Source organism: Mucilaginibacter sp. (assembly GCF_965200995.1).
GTDB lineage: Bacteria > Bacteroidota > Bacteroidia > Sphingobacteriales > Sphingobacteriaceae > Mucilaginibacter.
Map to the genome: position 1 here is coordinate 2,230,135 of NZ_OZ241743.1, position 16,395 is coordinate 2,246,529.

At 47.2% G+C, this 16,395-nt stretch carries 9 protein-coding genes, 2 tRNA genes and 3 rRNA genes; 8 read left to right on the forward strand and 6 right to left on the reverse strand.

The window, feature by feature from the left end; all coding sequences use genetic code 11:
* Nucleotides 1-40: 40 nt before the first annotated feature.
* From ACY652_RS10535 to ACY652_RS10560, 6 genes are all read right to left on the reverse strand, one after another.
* A complete protein-coding gene (locus tag ACY652_RS10535) occupies nucleotides 41-2,140 on the reverse strand; it encodes a M56 family metallopeptidase (RefSeq protein WP_462264334.1) in 2,100 nt (699 codons plus the stop codon).
* 4 nt (nucleotides 2,141-2,144) lie between these two features.
* Nucleotides 2,145-2,516, reverse strand: a complete 372-nt coding sequence (locus tag ACY652_RS10540; RefSeq protein WP_462264335.1) for a BlaI/MecI/CopY family transcriptional regulator — start codon at nucleotides 2,514-2,516, stop codon at nucleotides 2,145-2,147.
* 231 nt (nucleotides 2,517-2,747) lie between these two features.
* Complete coding sequence (gene porD / locus ACY652_RS10545) at nucleotides 2,748-3,644, reverse strand: type IX secretion system protein PorD (protein WP_462264336.1); 897 nt, start codon at nucleotides 3,642-3,644, stop codon at nucleotides 2,748-2,750.
* The gene (coaBC, locus tag ACY652_RS10550; RefSeq protein ID WP_462264337.1) at nucleotides 3,641-4,840 is read right to left on the reverse strand and encodes a bifunctional phosphopantothenoylcysteine decarboxylase/phosphopantothenate--cysteine ligase CoaBC; all 1,200 of its coding nucleotides are present in this window, start codon (nucleotides 4,838-4,840) and stop codon (nucleotides 3,641-3,643) included. The genes porD and coaBC overlap by 4 nt, the downstream gene beginning before the upstream one ends.
* A 106-nt stretch (nucleotides 4,841-4,946) precedes the next feature.
* Complete coding sequence (locus ACY652_RS10555) at nucleotides 4,947-5,282, reverse strand: DNA-directed RNA polymerase subunit omega (RefSeq protein WP_462264338.1); 336 nt, start codon at nucleotides 5,280-5,282, stop codon at nucleotides 4,947-4,949.
* A gap of 24 nt (nucleotides 5,283-5,306) precedes the next feature.
* On the reverse strand, nucleotides 5,307-6,251 hold the full coding sequence (locus tag ACY652_RS10560; protein WP_462264339.1) for an outer membrane protein assembly factor BamD: 945 nt from the start codon (nucleotides 6,249-6,251) through the stop codon (nucleotides 5,307-5,309).
* A gap of 880 nt (nucleotides 6,252-7,131) precedes the next feature.
* On the opposite strand from ACY652_RS10560, the gene ACY652_RS10565 reads away from it, so the two are divergent.
* From ACY652_RS10565 to ACY652_RS10600, 8 genes are all read left to right on the forward strand, one after another.
* Nucleotides 7,132-8,653 (forward strand): 16S ribosomal RNA (locus ACY652_RS10565).
* A gap of 251 nt (nucleotides 8,654-8,904) precedes the next feature.
* Nucleotides 8,905-8,979, forward strand: a tRNA-Ile gene (locus tag ACY652_RS10570).
* Between the two features lie 33 nt (nucleotides 8,980-9,012).
* A tRNA-Ala gene (locus ACY652_RS10575) sits at nucleotides 9,013-9,086 on the forward strand.
* Between the two features lie 307 nt (nucleotides 9,087-9,393).
* Nucleotides 9,394-12,285, forward strand: a 23S ribosomal RNA gene (locus ACY652_RS10580).
* Nucleotides 12,286-12,534: 249 nt separating this feature from the next.
* Nucleotides 12,535-12,646: ribosomal RNA gene (gene rrf / locus ACY652_RS10585) — 5S ribosomal RNA — on the forward strand.
* The 16S, 23S and 5S rRNA genes sit together here with 2 tRNA genes alongside, the layout of an rRNA operon.
* Nucleotides 12,647-12,765: 119 nt before the next feature.
* The gene (locus ACY652_RS10590) at nucleotides 12,766-14,223 is read left to right on the forward strand and encodes a phytoene desaturase family protein (protein WP_462264340.1); all 1,458 of its coding nucleotides are present in this window, start codon (nucleotides 12,766-12,768) and stop codon (nucleotides 14,221-14,223) included.
* A 114-nt stretch (nucleotides 14,224-14,337) separates the two neighbouring features.
* Nucleotides 14,338-15,087: a segregation and condensation protein A gene (locus ACY652_RS10595; protein WP_462264341.1), complete on the forward strand. Its 750-nt coding sequence runs from the start codon at nucleotides 14,338-14,340 to the stop codon at nucleotides 15,085-15,087.
* A gap of 31 nt (nucleotides 15,088-15,118) precedes the next feature.
* Nucleotides 15,119-16,390: a serine hydroxymethyltransferase gene (locus tag ACY652_RS10600; protein WP_462264342.1), complete on the forward strand. Its 1,272-nt coding sequence runs from the start codon at nucleotides 15,119-15,121 to the stop codon at nucleotides 16,388-16,390.
* The last annotated feature ends 5 nt before the right edge of the window (nucleotides 16,391-16,395 follow it).

The following is a 16,395-nucleotide window of genomic DNA, read 5'->3' on the forward strand; positions in this document are numbered from 1 at the left end:
TGTCGGAATTTTTGTCAGGCAGCTATTGCAAATCTGTCAATTACTGATTTTCAGTGGGTTCTTTTGGCTCCGGTTGCTCTGCTGGTTCCGGTTGTTCAAGCTTTTCCGTCTTGTTTAAATTTTTCTCTATACGGTTCAAATCCCTTTGTTGGCGGTCAAGATCCAATTGCATCCGGTCAAAGTTCTTATTCATGTTAGTGCGCATATTTTCAGTCCACTCCCGCATGTGTTTCTTATATTCGGGAGATTGCGTATAGGCACTAATTTTATCACCGGTTTCTTTCAACAGTTCCTGCTGGCGTTTAAACTCAGGGCTGTTTTGCCATTTGCTCATCTGCTCGCCATACCGTTTCAGCTGTGCCTGCACTTCTTTCATCCTCGGGTTATGGTAGGCTTTACCCATGCTGTCGCCTAATGCCTGTAAACGCTTTTGGGCGGCTTTGTATTCAGGGGCCTCATACACCTTTTTCATGTCCTCGCCCATTGTTTTCATTGCGTCCTGCTGCTGCTGAACATCAGCCGGAGTTTTTCTTTTCATTTCATCCTGATAGGCTCTGTACTTGGGATCATCGCTTTTATAATTAAAGTCGTGGTCCAATGGCAGGTTATATTTCTTTCTTAATTCTGCATCCAGTTTTTTAAACTCATTGCTGCTGTAATAAGCGCCTATCTTGCTGCCTGCTATGCCCATCTTTGTGCTTAGTTCCTGCATTTTAGGGCTGTTGCCCCACTTGGTGCCAAATTCCTCACCGGCTTTGCTCATTTCATCAGTTAGCCTCGATATATTTTTATTGTTGTATAAAGCTTGCGTTTGCTGGCCGTTAGCTGCCAGTTCTTCCTGTAACTTTAAAAATTTTGGATTACTGTAATGCTTCGATAGCGCTAAAGACTGCTTCTGCAAGTCGGCCATTAACTGTTTCATTTTAGGGTCAAAAATATCCTGCGCCTCACCGTCAATGCTGCTGGTAACCGCACTGCGGTTACGCCCGGTTGCCTTTGCCGAATTTGTTTTGTGCGGCGAGGTGCTTCTGTTTGTGAGTCTGCCCTTGTCAGGTACAGTGTCTGCGGCTGCGGCAAACAGTTTCTCAAATACCGGTTTAATATTGCGGATGGATACTTTTCCCTGTGCAATCTGAGGTTGCAATAAAGTAGCCAGGCCAATACCGGCGGCCAATAACAACATAGCCAGCAAGGTTGGCTTTAGGTTTAAATGGTGGTTTTGTGTTTTCATGATACGTTGTATGCGGTTTAAAAGGTGATATTTTTGTCCGGTAGCAGCCATAGCCAAAGCAGGCTGCATTGCCGACCGGCGTTGCGATTCCAGCTTATACAGTGCCTGCGCATAAAGCAGGGGCTGGCCGGTAGCGGCCACTACCAGGTCATCACAGCTGTTTTCGCGTTCCTCATCCAGCTCGCGGCCAAGCAGGTGTACAAAGGGGTTGAAGAACAGCAGCAGGGTAATCAATTGCTGTAACAGGTTCCAGGCAAAATCATTACGGCTGATGTGGGCCAGCTCGTGCAGCAGTATAGTTTCCGCCTCTTCGGTAGAAAGGCTGGTGCTCAATGTAACCGGCAGCAATAAAATGGGTTTCAGATAACCCACTACGCAAGGCACATCAATAATATGACTGAACATGACTTTTACCGGGCGTTTCAAATTAAAGTATTTACTTAGCTGGTTTACCTGCTGCTGAAATGGCGTGGAGGGTATACCTGAGCGTTTGAGCCGCCGCATACTGTACCAGGCATAAAACAATCGCAGGCCGTTTATTAAAAAACCGCCGGCATATATAGCCGTAAGGTATGGCATATATATGTTCAGGTCGAATTCATAGCGGCTTGCTGCAGGCAAAGGCCGTAGTGGGTTATATAATGGCAGCAAATCATTGATGTGCACCGGGGCGAAGGTTGTTCTTGGTAAAAAGCGGTAGGTATTTACCTGGTTCCAGAGCGTAGCGGCAAACCATACAAACATGCACAGCAAACCTGTAGTGCCCAGCTGGTACCTGCCGCGCGGACTTGTGGCAGGCAGGCATAATAAGTAAAGGCGTATTAAGCTGTAAATAATTAAGCCCTGCCATAAAGAATGGATAATAGCAATACCAAAAATGTGGCTTGTTGAATACCATAGAGTTTCCATTGTTCTACTTTTTAAGGGTGTTGAATTGATTGAGGTAAGCTTTAATGGCTTCAATCTCCTCGCCAGAAGCTTTGTGGTTACCTAACGCCTGCATTACCAGATTGGCAGTGGAGCCCTGAAACACGGTAGACAGCATTTTATCCAGTGCTGTTTGCTGTGCCTGCTGCTGGCTTACGTTGGCTGTATAGATGTGGGTTTTGGCAGAAGCATCGCGGTCCACCAGCCCTTTTTCAAACATAATCTGCATGAGTTTAAGCGTAGTGGTATAACCGGCATCTTTGGTCTTGGTTAATTCCTCATGTACCTCGCGCACGGTGGCCGGTTGCTTATCCCAAAGTACCTGTAATATTTCCAGCTCACTGTCAGTATATTTCATCTTGTACGAATTGTTTCGTACAAATATCTACGATGCTTTTCGTATATGCAAATAATTATTTAAATTTTTATTTAAGCTGTCATTTCGACCGCAGGGAGAAATCTTCTTCAGGTGACCATTCTACGGCAGAAGATTGCTCCCTGCGGTCGGAATGATGTATTGAGAAAGATATTGAAGAGCAAAATTGACGGGGCGCTTTTCAAACAGGTATAAGATAGTATAGCAGCCGCATCAATTCGTTTGCAAAGTCTGGTACTTATTGCCATTGGCAGGATCGGCACGGAGCAGGAGGTTGGCTGCCTGTTGTTTCTCCTGCGGATCGGCATTGCTGAAGATAGAAACCAGTTCATCGCGTTTAGCTGAAAAAAACAGCGTAGGCAGCATGGCCCCAACCCGGGTACGGTCTAACTGCGTAAGTACGGGTAATGCAGCAGCTATAGCCCGCCTGCCTTTGGCGGCGTTATCGGCCATTACATCCAGTCCGTTGCGATGGTAATCATACAAAAAACTGCGCAACGGCACGTAAGTTTTGTTAGACAGGTTTTCAGACAGCCAGTAGCGGTTAAGGGTATTATCAAACGCCTTCCAGCCTTTATAAGAGGAAGATTGTGCATTGGTTACCACATTTTGCGCACTGGCAAAATAAGGCGTGCCGCCATACCGGGCAAAGCTGTCGTAATCAAAGCCTAATATAATATAGGCGTAATAAGCCATTACCGAGCTTAAATTGCTCCTGAAGGTTTGGTCGTTATAATCAATGGTTTGCCCTTCGGTATAAGTAAAATCAAAATCACGGTCGTTAATATTCAACAGGGTGGTATTGTAAGATGAATTATACACAGGCCTTGATGATTGTACCTGCAGCTCGCCGCTAAAATTGCTGCCGCCATCCCAGGCGGTAATATTCAGTACAAAGTTGCCCTCTATCTTTTCTTCAGGCTTAATCGCATCGGCCGACCACTTGCGGCCATTCAAAAAATCGCGCATCGCGTTTTCCAGCGCCTGAAAGATGCGCCGGTTGGCGGTTTGCAGCTTGGGCGATAATACCTGTACACGGGCATTCAGGTCTTGTGCGTGCAGCAAACCGGCAATGCAGAGCAGGCTTAAGAAGATAGTCAGTTTTTTCATGCAGGCAGCAGTTCAATTATCTTACGGCAAATATCACGGGCAACTTCAGTTTTTGCTTTCAGTTCGAAACTGGTCTTGTGCAGTGAGCGGTCAATCAGGGTTACTTTATTGGTATCCGTTTTAAAGCCGGCGCCAGCATCGTTCAGCGAGTTCAGTACAATTAAGTCCAGATTTTTTTGCTGCAATTTCTCTGCAGCGTACTGTTCTTCGTTATGCGTTTCCAGCGCAAAGCCCACCAGTAACTGGCGGGCACTTTTTTGCTGCCCCAGCTTTTTTAAAATATCCGTAGTTTTTTTCAGTTCAATGTTCAGGCTGCTGTCCTGCTTCTTTATTTTTTGCGAATGGGGTTCAACGGGTGTATAATCGGCCACTGCGGCGCTCATTATACAAATATCCGAATCTGGAAACGCCTCTTCACAGGCCTGCAGCATTTCAGCTGCCGAAGTTACGTTGATAACCTTTGCCTGCAGGTTCGCCTTTTGTGCGGTAGGGCCGCTAATTAACGTAACTGCCGCCCCCAGCTTTATCATCTCATCTGCAATGGCAAATCCCATCTTGCCTGAAGAATGGTTGCTGATAAACCGTACAGGATCAATCGCCTCATAAGTAGGGCCGGCAGTAACCAATACCTTGCGGCCGGCCAGTGGCAGCTGCTGAGTTAGTTGCCGGCTAATGAAAGTTATAATTTCCTCCGGTTCTGCCATACGGCCTTCGCCATGCAGGCCGCTGGCCAGTTCACCGCTTCCCGGCGGTATTAGCATGTTGCCGTAGGTAATCAGTTTATTAATATTATTTTGTGTAGCCTGGTGCTTCCACATGTCTAAATCCATTGCCGGGGCAAAGTATACCGGGCACTTGGCCGAGAGGTAAACTGCGCTCAATAAATTATCACATAGCCCATTTGCCAGTTTACCCAGCGTATTGGCGCTGATAGGGGCGATAAGCAGCAAGTCGGCCCAGAGGCCCATCTCCACATGGTTATTCCATTCACCGGTATCTGGTGTAAAATAATTTACCAGCACCGGCTTTTTAGATAATGTAGCCAGGGTAAGCGGGGTGATAAATTGCGTGGCATCAGGTGTCATTACCACCTGTACTTCGGCCCCGGCTTTAATCAGCAGGCGTGTTAATACAGCCGCTTTGTAAGCCGCAATACTGCCGCATACCCCCAACACTATCTTTTTACCTGTTAACATGTACCAAAGTCAAAAATCAAAAGTAGAAATTCAAAAAGGGATTATATGCAAAAGGCGCCGAAAATCATTCTCGGCGCCTTTTAGCTTTTGTATTTTACAACCTTTGTTATTGATCTTGTTGCTCTTTGGCAGGGTTACGGTAGTATACTTTGCCATCTACAAACTCAGCAATAGATACCAACGAGGGCTTTGGTAATTTTTCGTAATGCTTAGAAATTTCTATCTGCTCGCGGTTTTCAAAAACCTCTTCCAGATTATCATTTGAAGAAGCAAATTCTGACAATTTCTGGTGCAGCTCTTCTTTCAGGTTGTTTGATAACTGATTGGCGCGCTTGCTCATAATTACAATTGACTCATAAATGTTGTCAGTTGTAACATCAAGTTCGCGTAAGTCGCGGGTTACGGTACTGCCTGCTACAATTGAGGGTTTATTATTACTCATATCTTTATTACGTTACGGTATTAACTATTGTGGTGGAATCCTTCTGTTATCGTCAACCTGTACGGCCGACTGTGTTGTTTTAATTTTTTCAGTAGTGTCTTGCTTGGCCAGTTCCTTTGCTTCTTTTTTAGGGTTGGTAGCCAAAGCAGCCAGGTCGCGTTTGGCGCGAATGATGCCTGTAGTACTGTACTTTTTGTATTGCTGTACATCGCGCAGGTAACTGCTGTTTGAATAATTGTCATTAAACTGGTCTGCCATAGCTATTACCTGCTGGTAACGTTCCTCCTGGCGGCTTTCAAAACTAACACGGGCATACTGATATTGCGATACAATGCTTAAATACTCTAACTCTTCAGCATATTTGGTATCAGGATAATCCCGCAATACATTGCCCATCGCAATCACGGCTGATTTGTAATCGCCGATGGTATAATATAACTTGGCATTACTATAAGCTTTTTCCTCCAAACGGTCGCGCAGGTTTTGTATCAGTTTATTACCTTCGGTTACGCGTTCGCTTTTAGGGTATAAATTAATAAATAACTGCAATGCATCAACTGCCTTTTGGGTGTTCGACTGATCGAGCGAGAAGTTAGGGGCATCCAGGTAATAGCAGTAAGCCGTCATAAACCGGCATTCCTCAGCACGCGGGCTGGTTGGGTAGGTTTCAGCAAACTGTTTAAAGTGATAACTGGCCGAGGTGTAATCTTTCAGCTTGTAGTTGGTATACGCATAATAATAGAACAAATCCTCGGCGCCGCTCTGGCCACGGTAATGCGGGGCCAGGTTTTCGAAAAGGTCTAATGCCTTGGCATAATCCTTCCTGTTATATAAGCGTACCGCTTCCTGGTATTTTTTAGGATTGTTGTTACTGGCCTTTAATTTTTCAAAGCTGCTTTTGCAACTGGCTATAATAGTAAAGAGTGCAATAAATATACCTGCAATTAATGCGTATTGCTTTTTAAACATCCTGCAAAGATAGTTGAATAATATAAATCAGTCAATTAATAATTATTAGCTAAAAATAATGGTATCGTCACAATGCCCGGTATAATCCCCCTGAATTTAACACTATTTAACCAAACGATAGCTTGCTATGCTGTTAGTGTAATTTTTTGTGCCTGTAAAAGAGCGGGTTGAGTTATAACTGCCTGTAATTTGTTCAGCAGCATTTGCAGGAGCAAATAACATTCCTACCTTTGCAGCCCGCAAACAAAGTAGCGGAGTTCTTTAAAAACAAGCTAAACAAATATTTTCCAAAACTATTTTGGAAAGTGTAAGAAAAAGAATACTTTTGCACACCCAAATAAAACAGGGTTGTTCATTAGTTAGATAGCTTAAAAGCAAAGGCAAAAAGGCACTAAAATACGCTCTGAAAATATTTAAAAATAAATTTGGAGAAAGTGCAAAAGTAACCTACCTTTGCACTCGCAAAAACGCTGAAGCAAAAAGTTAAAAGCGGAAGTAGCGAAAAAGATATTCAGCGACTGAATATTTAAAAACGAAACGATCGGTCACGCAGAGTGAAAGGTATATAGGAGCTGAACCGTGAGGGGGAGGCGAGGAAGTTCTTTTAAAGGAAGAGAAGATCATGCGAAGGAAGGCGAGGGCCGGAATGCGGGTTGGGCAACCATCTGCAGGAAGGCTGGAGCTGAGAGTAGCATAGAAGACAAGCAAGCAAGCAAGCAAGCATCCCGGTAGAGAGAAGGAAGAAAGATAAGAGAGTCAATTCCGGAGGGGTAGGATTGGAGAGGGCTGAGGCAATAAAAGCGATAGTTATTTATTGATTAGTTTAAAGATTCTATTTTGAGTAATAGGGTCAGAGCAATCAGACAAACCAAGTAATTTTACAATGGAGAGTTTGATCCTGGCTCAGGATGAACGCTAGCGGCAGGCCTAATACATGCAAGTCGGACGGGATTGGGACTTCGGTTCCATGAGAGTGGCGCACGGGTGCGTAACACGTATGTAACCTACCTTCATCAGGGGGATAGCCTCTCGAAAGAGAGATTAACACCGCATAACATCATGGAATAGCATTATTTTATGATCAAATATTTATAGGATGAAGATGGGCATGCGGGACATTAGCTAGTTGGCGGGGTAACGGCCCACCAAGGCGACGATGTCTAGGGGATCTGAGAGGATGGCCCCCCACACTGGTACTGAGACACGGACCAGACTCCTACGGGAGGCAGCAGTAAGGAATATTGGTCAATGGGCGCAAGCCTGAACCAGCCATGCCGCGTGCAGGAAGACGGCCCTACGGGTTGTAAACTGCTTTTGCGCCGGAATAAACCCCTTTACGAGTAGAGGGCTGAATGTACGGCGAGAATAAGGATCGGCTAACTCCGTGCCAGCAGCCGCGGTAATACGGAGGATCCAAGCGTTATCCGGATTTATTGGGTTTAAAGGGTGCGTAGGCGGCCTGTTAAGTCAGGGGTGAAAGCCGGCAGCTCAACTGCCGAAGTGCCTTTGATACTGACGGGCTTGAATGCAGCTGAAGTGGGCGGAATGTGACAAGTAGCGGTGAAATGCATAGAGATGTCACAGAACACCGATTGCGAAGGCAGCTCACTAAAGTGCGATTGACGCTGAGGCACGAAAGCGTGGGGATCAAACAGGATTAGATACCCTGGTAGTCCACGCCCTAAACGATGAACACTCGATGTTGGCGATATACGGTCAGCGTCTAAGCGAAAGCGTTAAGTGTTCCACCTGGGGAGTACGCCCGCAAGGGTGAAACTCAAAGGAATTGACGGGGGCCCGCACAAGCGGAGGAGCATGTGGTTTAATTCGATGATACGCGAGGAACCTTACCCGGGCTTGAAAGTTAGCGAATGGGGCAGAGACGTCCCAGTCCCTTCGGGGACGCGAAACTAGGTGCTGCATGGCTGTCGTCAGCTCGTGCCGTGAGGTGTTGGGTTAAGTCCCGCAACGAGCGCAACCCCTGTGAATAGTTGCCAGCACGTAAAGGTGGGGACTCTATTCAGACTGCCTGTGCAAACAGAGAGGAAGGAGGGGACGACGTCAAGTCATCATGGCCCTTACGTCCGGGGCTACACACGTGCTACAATGGAGGGTACAGCGGGCAGCTACCTGGCAACAGGATGCCAATCTCGTAAAGCCCTTCACAGTTCGGATCGGGGTCTGCAACTCGACCCCGTGAAGTTGGATTCGCTAGTAATCGCGTATCAGCAATGACGCGGTGAATACGTTCCCGGGCCTTGTACACACCGCCCGTCAAGCCATGGAAGCTGGGGGTACCTGAAGTATGCAACCGCAAGGAGCGTCCTAGGGTAAAACCGGTAACTGGGGCTAAGTCGTAACAAGGTAGCCGTACCGGAAGGTGCGGCTGGAATACCTCCTTTCTAGAGCAAGCCATCAGCCCAGTGCTGATCCTGCGCTCCGGAAGCATTGACTGTTAATGTCCAATCCATCTAAACTGGTGAGATGCGGGTTTTGCACCATTTGCCTGTTGAGCTATAACTGCCTGAGCTTAAGCTTACCGGCATGATCTTTTCCTTTCTTTATTATTACAGAACGAACGAAAAAAGTAAAGAGGAAACCCTAAGTAAAGCGGAAAGCTAGAGCAAGCAGGGTGCCTAATTCAAAACTATAGAGTCCCGTAGCTCAGTTTGGTTAGAGCACTACACTGATAATGTAGGGGTCAGCAGTTCAAATCTGCTCGGGACTACTACTGAAGGCTAACAAGCAGCACTTTACGAGAGGGGAATTAGCTCAGCTGGCTAGAGCACCTGCCTTGCACGCAGGGGGTCAACGGTTCGAATCCGTTATTCTCCACGCTGCGAAGCGTTCATTAGTAACAAGTGTTCATTTGTTCATTGGGATAAGACCAATAAACAAATAAACTACTGCACCAGTGAACCATCGCAAAACGTTCTTTGACATCATGGAAAGAAGTAATTGAAGACAAACTGAGTAAGACAACAGTGATAGGGACGGTTGGCTTAGGGAATAGTGAGTTGTGAATAGTGCGTAGTTGGCATCTGCAAGGATAATAACTGATGAACGAATGACCAATGAACGAACGAACTAAAGCGGCCTCCTGGATAAAAGCATACCCGCCGGAGCAAAAGCTGGCGGTGTAGAAGAAAGTAAGAAAGGGCACACGGAGGATGCCTTGGCTTCCAGAGGCGATGAAGGACGTGATAAGCTGCGATAAGCTGCGGGGATTTGCACATAAGAGTTGATCCGCAGATTTCCGAATGGGGAAACCTGATCTACTGAAGGTAGATCGCATGATAATGCGCAAACCCGCTGAACTGAAACATCTAAGTAGGCGGAGGAGAAGAAAACAACAGTGATTTCCTGAGTAGTGGCGAGCGAAAGGGAAACAGCCCAAACCGGCAGTGTTACGGCACTGCCGGGGTTATAGGACTACAATGTGGTATCATCTGAAGAACCGGAAGGGCATGGGAAGGCCCGCCATAGAGCATGAGAGCTGCGTACGGGTAATGAGAGATGGGCTTAGTAGTATCCTGAGTACCGCGAGGTCGGAGACGCCTTGTGGGAATTTGCCGGCACCATCCGGTAAGGCTAAATACTCCTGGAAGACCGATAGTGAACCAGTACCGTGAGGGAAAGGTGAAAAGAACCCCGAGCAGGGGAGTGAAATAGAACCTGAAACCGTGTGCTTACAAGCGGTCGGAGCGTACAAGTTGCGTGACGGCGTGCCTTTTGCATAATGAGCCTACGAGTTACTCTTCTCTGGCAAGGTTAAGGGGTTAAGCCCCGAAGCCGAAGCGAAAGCGAGTCTGAACAGGGCGTGCAGTCAGAGGAGGTAGACGCGAAACCTTGTGATCTACCCATGGTCAGGTTGAAGGTGCCGTAACAGGTACTGGAGGACCGAACCGATAAGCGTTGAAAAGCTTCCGGATGAATTGTGGGTAGGGGTGAAAGGCTAATCAAACTGGGAAATAGCTCGTACTCCCCGAAATGTTTTTAGGAACAGCGTGGCGCATAAAGTTACTTAGAGGTAGAGCTACCAATTGGGTGCGGGGGAGTCAAATCCTACCAAATCCAGATAAACTCCGAATGCTAAGTAATGTTTCGCTGCAGTGAGGCTCTGGGTGCTAAGGTCCAGGGCCGAGAGGGAAAGAACCCAGACCATCAGCTAAGGTCCCCAAATTACCATTAAGTTGAACTAACGAGGTCCGGCTGCACAGACAGCTAGGATGTTGGCTTGGAAGCAGCCATTCATTTAAAGAGTGCGTAACAGCTCACTAGTCGAGCGGCCGGGCATGGATAATAAACGGGCATTAAATGGTATACCGAAGCTATGGATTATAACCTTAGGGTTATACTGGTAGGGGAGCATTCTATCTGCGGAGAAGCCAGAGGCGGCAAGCCCTGGTGGAGGGGATAGAAAAGCAAATGTAGGCATAAGTAACGATAAGGCGGGAGAGAAACCCGCCCACCGAAAGACTAAGGTTTCCTGATCAACGCTAATCGGATCAGGGTTAGTCGGGGCCTAAGGATAAGCCGAAGGGCGATTCCGATGGACAGCAGGTTAATATTCCTGCACTTTTTTACGCTGCGATGCAGTGACGGAGTAGTGACACCTCTGCGAACTGACGGAATAGTTCGTTAAAGGCCGTAGGTATAGGGATGGGAGTTAAGTACCCCGTCTTTGCTGAAAGCTGATAGTACCGCAGACCTTCGGGCGAGTGGATAATGAGGGTAATCAGGCTTCCAAGAAAACCTGCTAAGCTTCAGGCGTAAAAAACCCGTACCGGAAACCGACACAGGTAGTCGAGGAGAGAATCCTAAGGTGCTCGAGTGATTCATGGCTAAGGAACTCGGCAAAATGGCCCTGTAACTTCGGGAGAAGGGGCGCTGGTAGCAATACCAGCCGCAGTGAAAAGGCCCAGGCGACTGTTTAACAAAAACACATGGCTTTGCAAAATCGAAAGATGAAGTATAAGGCCTGACACCTGCCCGGTGCTGGAAGGTTAAGAGGGGATGTTAGTCGCAAGGCGAAGCATTGAATCGAAGCCCCAGTAAACGGCGGCCGTAACTATAACGGTCCTAAGGTAGCGAAATTCCTTGTCGGGTAAGTTCCGACCTGCACGAATGGTGTAACGATCTGGGCGCTGTCTCAGCCATGAGCTCGGTGAAATTGTGGTATCGGTGAAGACGCCGGTTACCCGCAACGGGACGGAAAGACCCCATGCACCTTCACTATAGCTTAACATTGATGCCGGCTGCAGGATGTGTAGGATAGGCGGGAGTCAGTGAAGCGGGTTCGCCAGGACTCGTGGAGACAATCTTGAAATACCGCCCTTTCTGCAGTGGGTGTCTAACTCCGCATAGCGGAGAACATTGTTTGGCGGGTAGTTTGACTGGGGTGGTCGCCTCCAAAAAGGTAACGGAGGCTTTCAAAGGTAAGCTCAGTACGCTTGGTAACCGTACGGGGAGTGCAATAGCATAAGCTTGCTTGACAGTGAGGCAGACAAGCCGAGCTGGGTCGAAAGACGGATATAGTGATCCGGTGGTTCTGCATGGAAGGGCCATCGCTCAAAGGATAAAAGGTACGCTGGGGATAACAGGCTGATCTCCCCCAAGAGCTCATATCGACGGGGAGGTTTGGCACCTCGATGTCGGCTCGTCACATCCTGGGGCTGGAGAAGGTCCCAAGGGTTCGGCTGTTCGCCGATTAAAGTGGCACGCGAGCTGGGTTCAGAACGTCGCGAGACAGTTCGGTCCCTATCTGTTGTGGGCGCAGGAAGTTTGAGTGGGGCTGACCTTAGTACGAGAGGACCGGGTTGGACAAGCCGCTGGTGAACCTGTTATGCCGCCAGGTGTACGGCAGGGTAGCTACGCTTGGAATAGATAAGCGCTGAAAGCATCTAAGTGCGAAACTAGCCACAAGATGAGACTTCCATTGAGGGTCGTAGCAGACGACTACGTTGATAGGTGACAGGTGTAAAGCGGGTGACCGCATAGCCAAGTCATACTAATTGCCCGAAGCTTTCTTCGTAAAAGCGCAACAAGGGCAGGCCGTTAGCAGTAACGCCTGCCCCAAAGCACACAGCAGTATAGAAATATACAGGTATAGCAATATACAAAACAACAACAATCACTGCCGGTCTTGCCCGGTTGGTCCTTCAATCCCTTCTTTCCCTGAATTGTCATTGATGAGAATTCAAAAGCCAAAATTCAAAAGTCAACACCTGTTAAAGGTACCGGCTCCTGAATCCTGTCTCTTGATTCAAATCACTAAAAATATTCAGGTGCCTATATCGGCGGTGTCCACCTCTTCCCTTTCCGAACAGAGCAGTTAAGCCCGCCAGAGCCGATGGTACTGCCGTAACAGGCGGAAGAGTAGGTCGGCGCCATCCCTTACCAAAGCCCTTTAAGCACATTCGCTTAAAGGGCTTTTTGCGTTGATGTAGGTATCAGGATGGAATTGCGGAAGATAAACCAAAACCTTTTGCCCCCGCCCGCGCTTATGCCCCTTATGCCACCTCCACCTAAAGACTGCCAGGCCCTGGTCATCGGCGCCGGACCCAATGGCCTCGCCGCCGCTATTACCCTTCAGCAACATGGGATACAAACACTCGTTATCGAAGGAAATCAACACATTGGGGGCGGACTCAGAAGTGAAGCACTTACATTGCCCGGCTTTCAACATGATGTTTGTTCAGCCATTCACCCGTTAGCCGCAGGGTCTCCTTTCTTTAAAACTTTGCCTTTGGCAAAGCATGGCCTTGAGTTTATATATCCCGAAATTGATGCGGCTCATCCCCTTGATGATGGCAGTGCAGCACTATTAACCCGATCTGTTGAGCATACTGCCCGCTTCTTAGGCGCCGATGCAGAAAAGTATCAGCGTTTTATGCGACCTTTAGCCGCTGATTGGCCTAAGATTGCACCAGACGTGCTTGGCCCTTTACACTGGCCTAAGTACCCCGCAGCTATGGCGAGGTTCGGCATAACGGCAGTAACACCGGTTACCTTGCTGGCAAAAAGATTTCATACTATACAGGCCAAGGCATTGCTGGCAGGTATGGCCGCACATTCCATCCAGCCTCTATCTAATTTAACAACATCTGCAATAGCGATGGTACTGCTGGCAACCGGGCATACCGGCGGTTGGCCTGTACCGCAAGGAGGGTCGGTAAGTATTGCGAATGCACTGGCAGGCTACTATAAATCTTTAGGAGGGCAGATACAAACCGGAACCTACATTAAATCACTTAGCCAGTTACCTTCTGCCCATGCTGTATTATTCGATGTAACGCCCAGGCAGCTACTGCAAATTGCCGGGCATAAATTCTCTTCATTATATCAATGGCAGCTGCAGCGTTACCGCTATGGATTAGGGGTATTTAAAATTGACTGGGCGCTGGATGGCCCTATTCCATTTACCAATGCCGAATGTTGTAAAGCAGGAACCATCCACATCGGTAATACGTTTAATGAAATTGCAGCCAGCGAATTGGATACCTGGAAAGGCAGGCATCCGTTAAAACCATTCGTACTGTTAGCGCAGCAAAGTTTGTTTGATAGCTCAAGGGCACCGCACGGTAAGCATACCGCTTGGGCCTACTGCCATGTGCCCAATGGCTCAACGCAGGATATGACACAAGCCATTGAGCAGCAAATTGAACGCTTTGCCCCCGGCTTTAAAGATTTGATACTTGCCCGGCATACCTATAATACACAGCAAATGGAGGAGCATAATCCCAACTACATTGGCGGCGATATCAATGGTGGTGTAATTGATATACGGCAGTTGTTTACCCGGCCGGCGTTAAGGTGGTCGCCTTATTCTACCTCGGCTAAAGAATTATATCTTTGTTCATCATCTACCCCTCCGGGAGGAGGGGTACATGGTATGTGCGGCTATTATGCTGCCAAACGGGTTTTAAAAGAAGTTTTTAATCAACATCTGCCGCCTCTTTTATATCAATAAGCCGAAAGGCGTTAGCAATACATTAAGCTATGCCATTAATTACTTAATATGAGTAACCTTATTAACATCGCTGTTATTTTAACGCAGTTATAAAACCTATACTTTTGAACTGAAATGGCTGAAGACCAGTTTGAAATACGGTTACCGCAATTTGAAGGGCCTTTTGACCTGCTTCTGTTTTTTATAGAGCGCGACGAGCTGGATATTCATGAGATTGCTATAGCCCGTATCACCGATGATTTTCTGGCCTACATCAGGCAAATGAGCAGCCTGAATATTGAGCTGGCCAGTGAATTTATACTGGTGGCTGCAACTTTAATGCGTATTAAGGCACGTATGCTGCTGCCCCGCTATGAGGCAGAAACGCCTGAAAATGAAATTGACAGCAAAGAGGAGCTGGTGCGCCGGCTGATTGAATATAAAAAGTTTAAGCTGTTATGCGAAGAGCTTCGGCCTCTTGAAGATGAACGCCTGAAGCAGGAACGGCGCGGAAACATTGCGGCTGATTTACAGCAGACAGAACATGAAGCCTTGCCAGGCGAAGAACTGACTGATTTAAGCTTATACCGGCTGATGATGGTATACGAGCGTTTAATGCGCCGCTACCAAAGCCGTAATGAAGTAATTACACATACTGTAGTACAGTATCCTTATACCATTGAAGCGCAGAAAAAATGGGTAACGCAGCTTTTGCAAATTAACAGCCGTCTTAATTTTAATACCATTGCCAAAGGCTCAGACAACAAGGTGCATTTTGTATATAACTTTTTAGCTTTATTAGAAATGTTGCAGCAGCAGTTAGTAGAAATACAAATAGGCTTGGGTTACAACAATTTTTGGGTAACAGATAAACCAGCACCCTGATTTTGCCTACCTTAGCACTGCAATTTAGATTATGAAAAAAGATAAGCTGATATTTAAGTTATTGGATGAAGAGCAGCAGCGCCAGGAAGAGGGGCTGGAACTGATTGCATCAGAAAATTTTGCCAGTAAGCAGGTAATGGAAGCGGCCGGTTCAGTAGCTACTAATAAGTATGCTGAGGGTTTACCCGGTAAGCGTTACTATGGCGGATGCCAGATTGTAGATGAAATAGAAACTATCGCTATTGAGCGCGCCAAGCAGTTGTTTAATGCACAATGGGCCAATGTACAGCCGCACTCGGGTGCACAGGCTAATGCCGCAGTAATGCTGGCCTGCCTGCAGCCCGGTGATAAGATATTAGGATTTGATTTGTCGCACGGCGGCCATTTAACACATGGTTCTCCTGTTAATTTTTCGGGTAAGTTATATCAGCCCTTTTTTTACGGCGTAAGGCAGGATACCGGCCTGATCAATTATGAGCAGTTAAAGGAAGTAGCGTTAAGGGAGCGGCCCAAAATGATTATCTGCGGCGCTTCTGCTTACTCGCGCGATTGGGATTATGCTTTCATCCGCCAGGTAGCCGATGAAGCAGGCGCATTGGTACTGGCTGATATTTCGCATCCTTCCGGTTTAATTGCACGTGGCTTGCTTACCGACCCTTTGCCGCATTGCCATATTGTAACCACTACTACCCATAAAACCCTGCGCGGGCCGCGTGGCGGACTCATCCTGTTAGGTAAGGATTTTGAAAATCCATGGGGACTAAAAACACCTAAAGGAGAGGTAAAAATGATGTCGGCACTGCTGGATGCTGCGGTGTTTCCCGGTACACAGGGGGGGCCATTAGAGCATATCATTGCTGCTAAGGCAGTAGCCTTTGGCGAAGCGCTGAGTGATAGTTATATGAAATATGCCCTGCAGGTAAAATTAAATGCACAGGCTATGGCAAATGCATTCATTGAAAAAGGCTACAATATCATTTCAGGAGGTACAGATAACCACCTGATGCTGATTGATTTGCGTAACAAAAATATTTCAGGCAAAGCGGCAGAAAATGCGCTGGTAAATGCCGACATTACCGTAAATAAAAACATGGTTCCTTATGATGATAAATCGCCCTTTGTTACTTCAGGTATACGTATAGGAACGGCAGCGGTAACCACCCGTGGCATGAAGGAGAAGCACATGGAGCAGATTGTAGCATTGATTGACGACGTATTAGCTAATCCCGAGGATGAACATTCTGTAAAGAAGGTGCGTAAACACGTACATTCGCTAACGGAGAAGTTTCCGTTGTATAAGTAAAGCGT

Excerpts from the sequence above, each read along its gene's own strand:
- ACY652_RS10535 (WP_462264334.1), bottom strand. The coding sequence starts at position 2,140 with ATGGAAACTCTATGGTATTCAACAAGCCACATTTTTGGTATTGCTATT.
- ACY652_RS10540 (WP_462264335.1), bottom strand. The coding sequence starts at position 2,516 with ATGAAATATACTGACAGTGAGCTGGAAATATTACAGGTACTTTGGGAT.
- porD (WP_462264336.1), bottom strand. The coding sequence starts at position 3,644 with ATGAAAAAACTGACTATCTTCTTAAGCCTGCTCTGCATTGCCGGTTTG.
- coaBC (WP_462264337.1), bottom strand. The coding sequence starts at position 4,840 with ATGTTAACAGGTAAAAAGATAGTGTTGGGGGTATGCGGCAGTATTGCG.
- ACY652_RS10555 (WP_462264338.1), bottom strand. The coding sequence starts at position 5,282 with ATGAGTAATAATAAACCCTCAATTGTAGCAGGCAGTACCGTAACCCGC.
- ACY652_RS10560 (WP_462264339.1), bottom strand. The coding sequence starts at position 6,251 with ATGTTTAAAAAGCAATACGCATTAATTGCAGGTATATTTATTGCACTC.
- ACY652_RS10590 (WP_462264340.1), top strand. The coding sequence starts at position 12,766 with ATGCCACCTCCACCTAAAGACTGCCAGGCCCTGGTCATCGGCGCCGGA.
- ACY652_RS10595 (WP_462264341.1), top strand. The coding sequence starts at position 14,338 with ATGGCTGAAGACCAGTTTGAAATACGGTTACCGCAATTTGAAGGGCCT.
- ACY652_RS10600 (WP_462264342.1), top strand. The coding sequence starts at position 15,119 with ATGAAAAAAGATAAGCTGATATTTAAGTTATTGGATGAAGAGCAGCAG.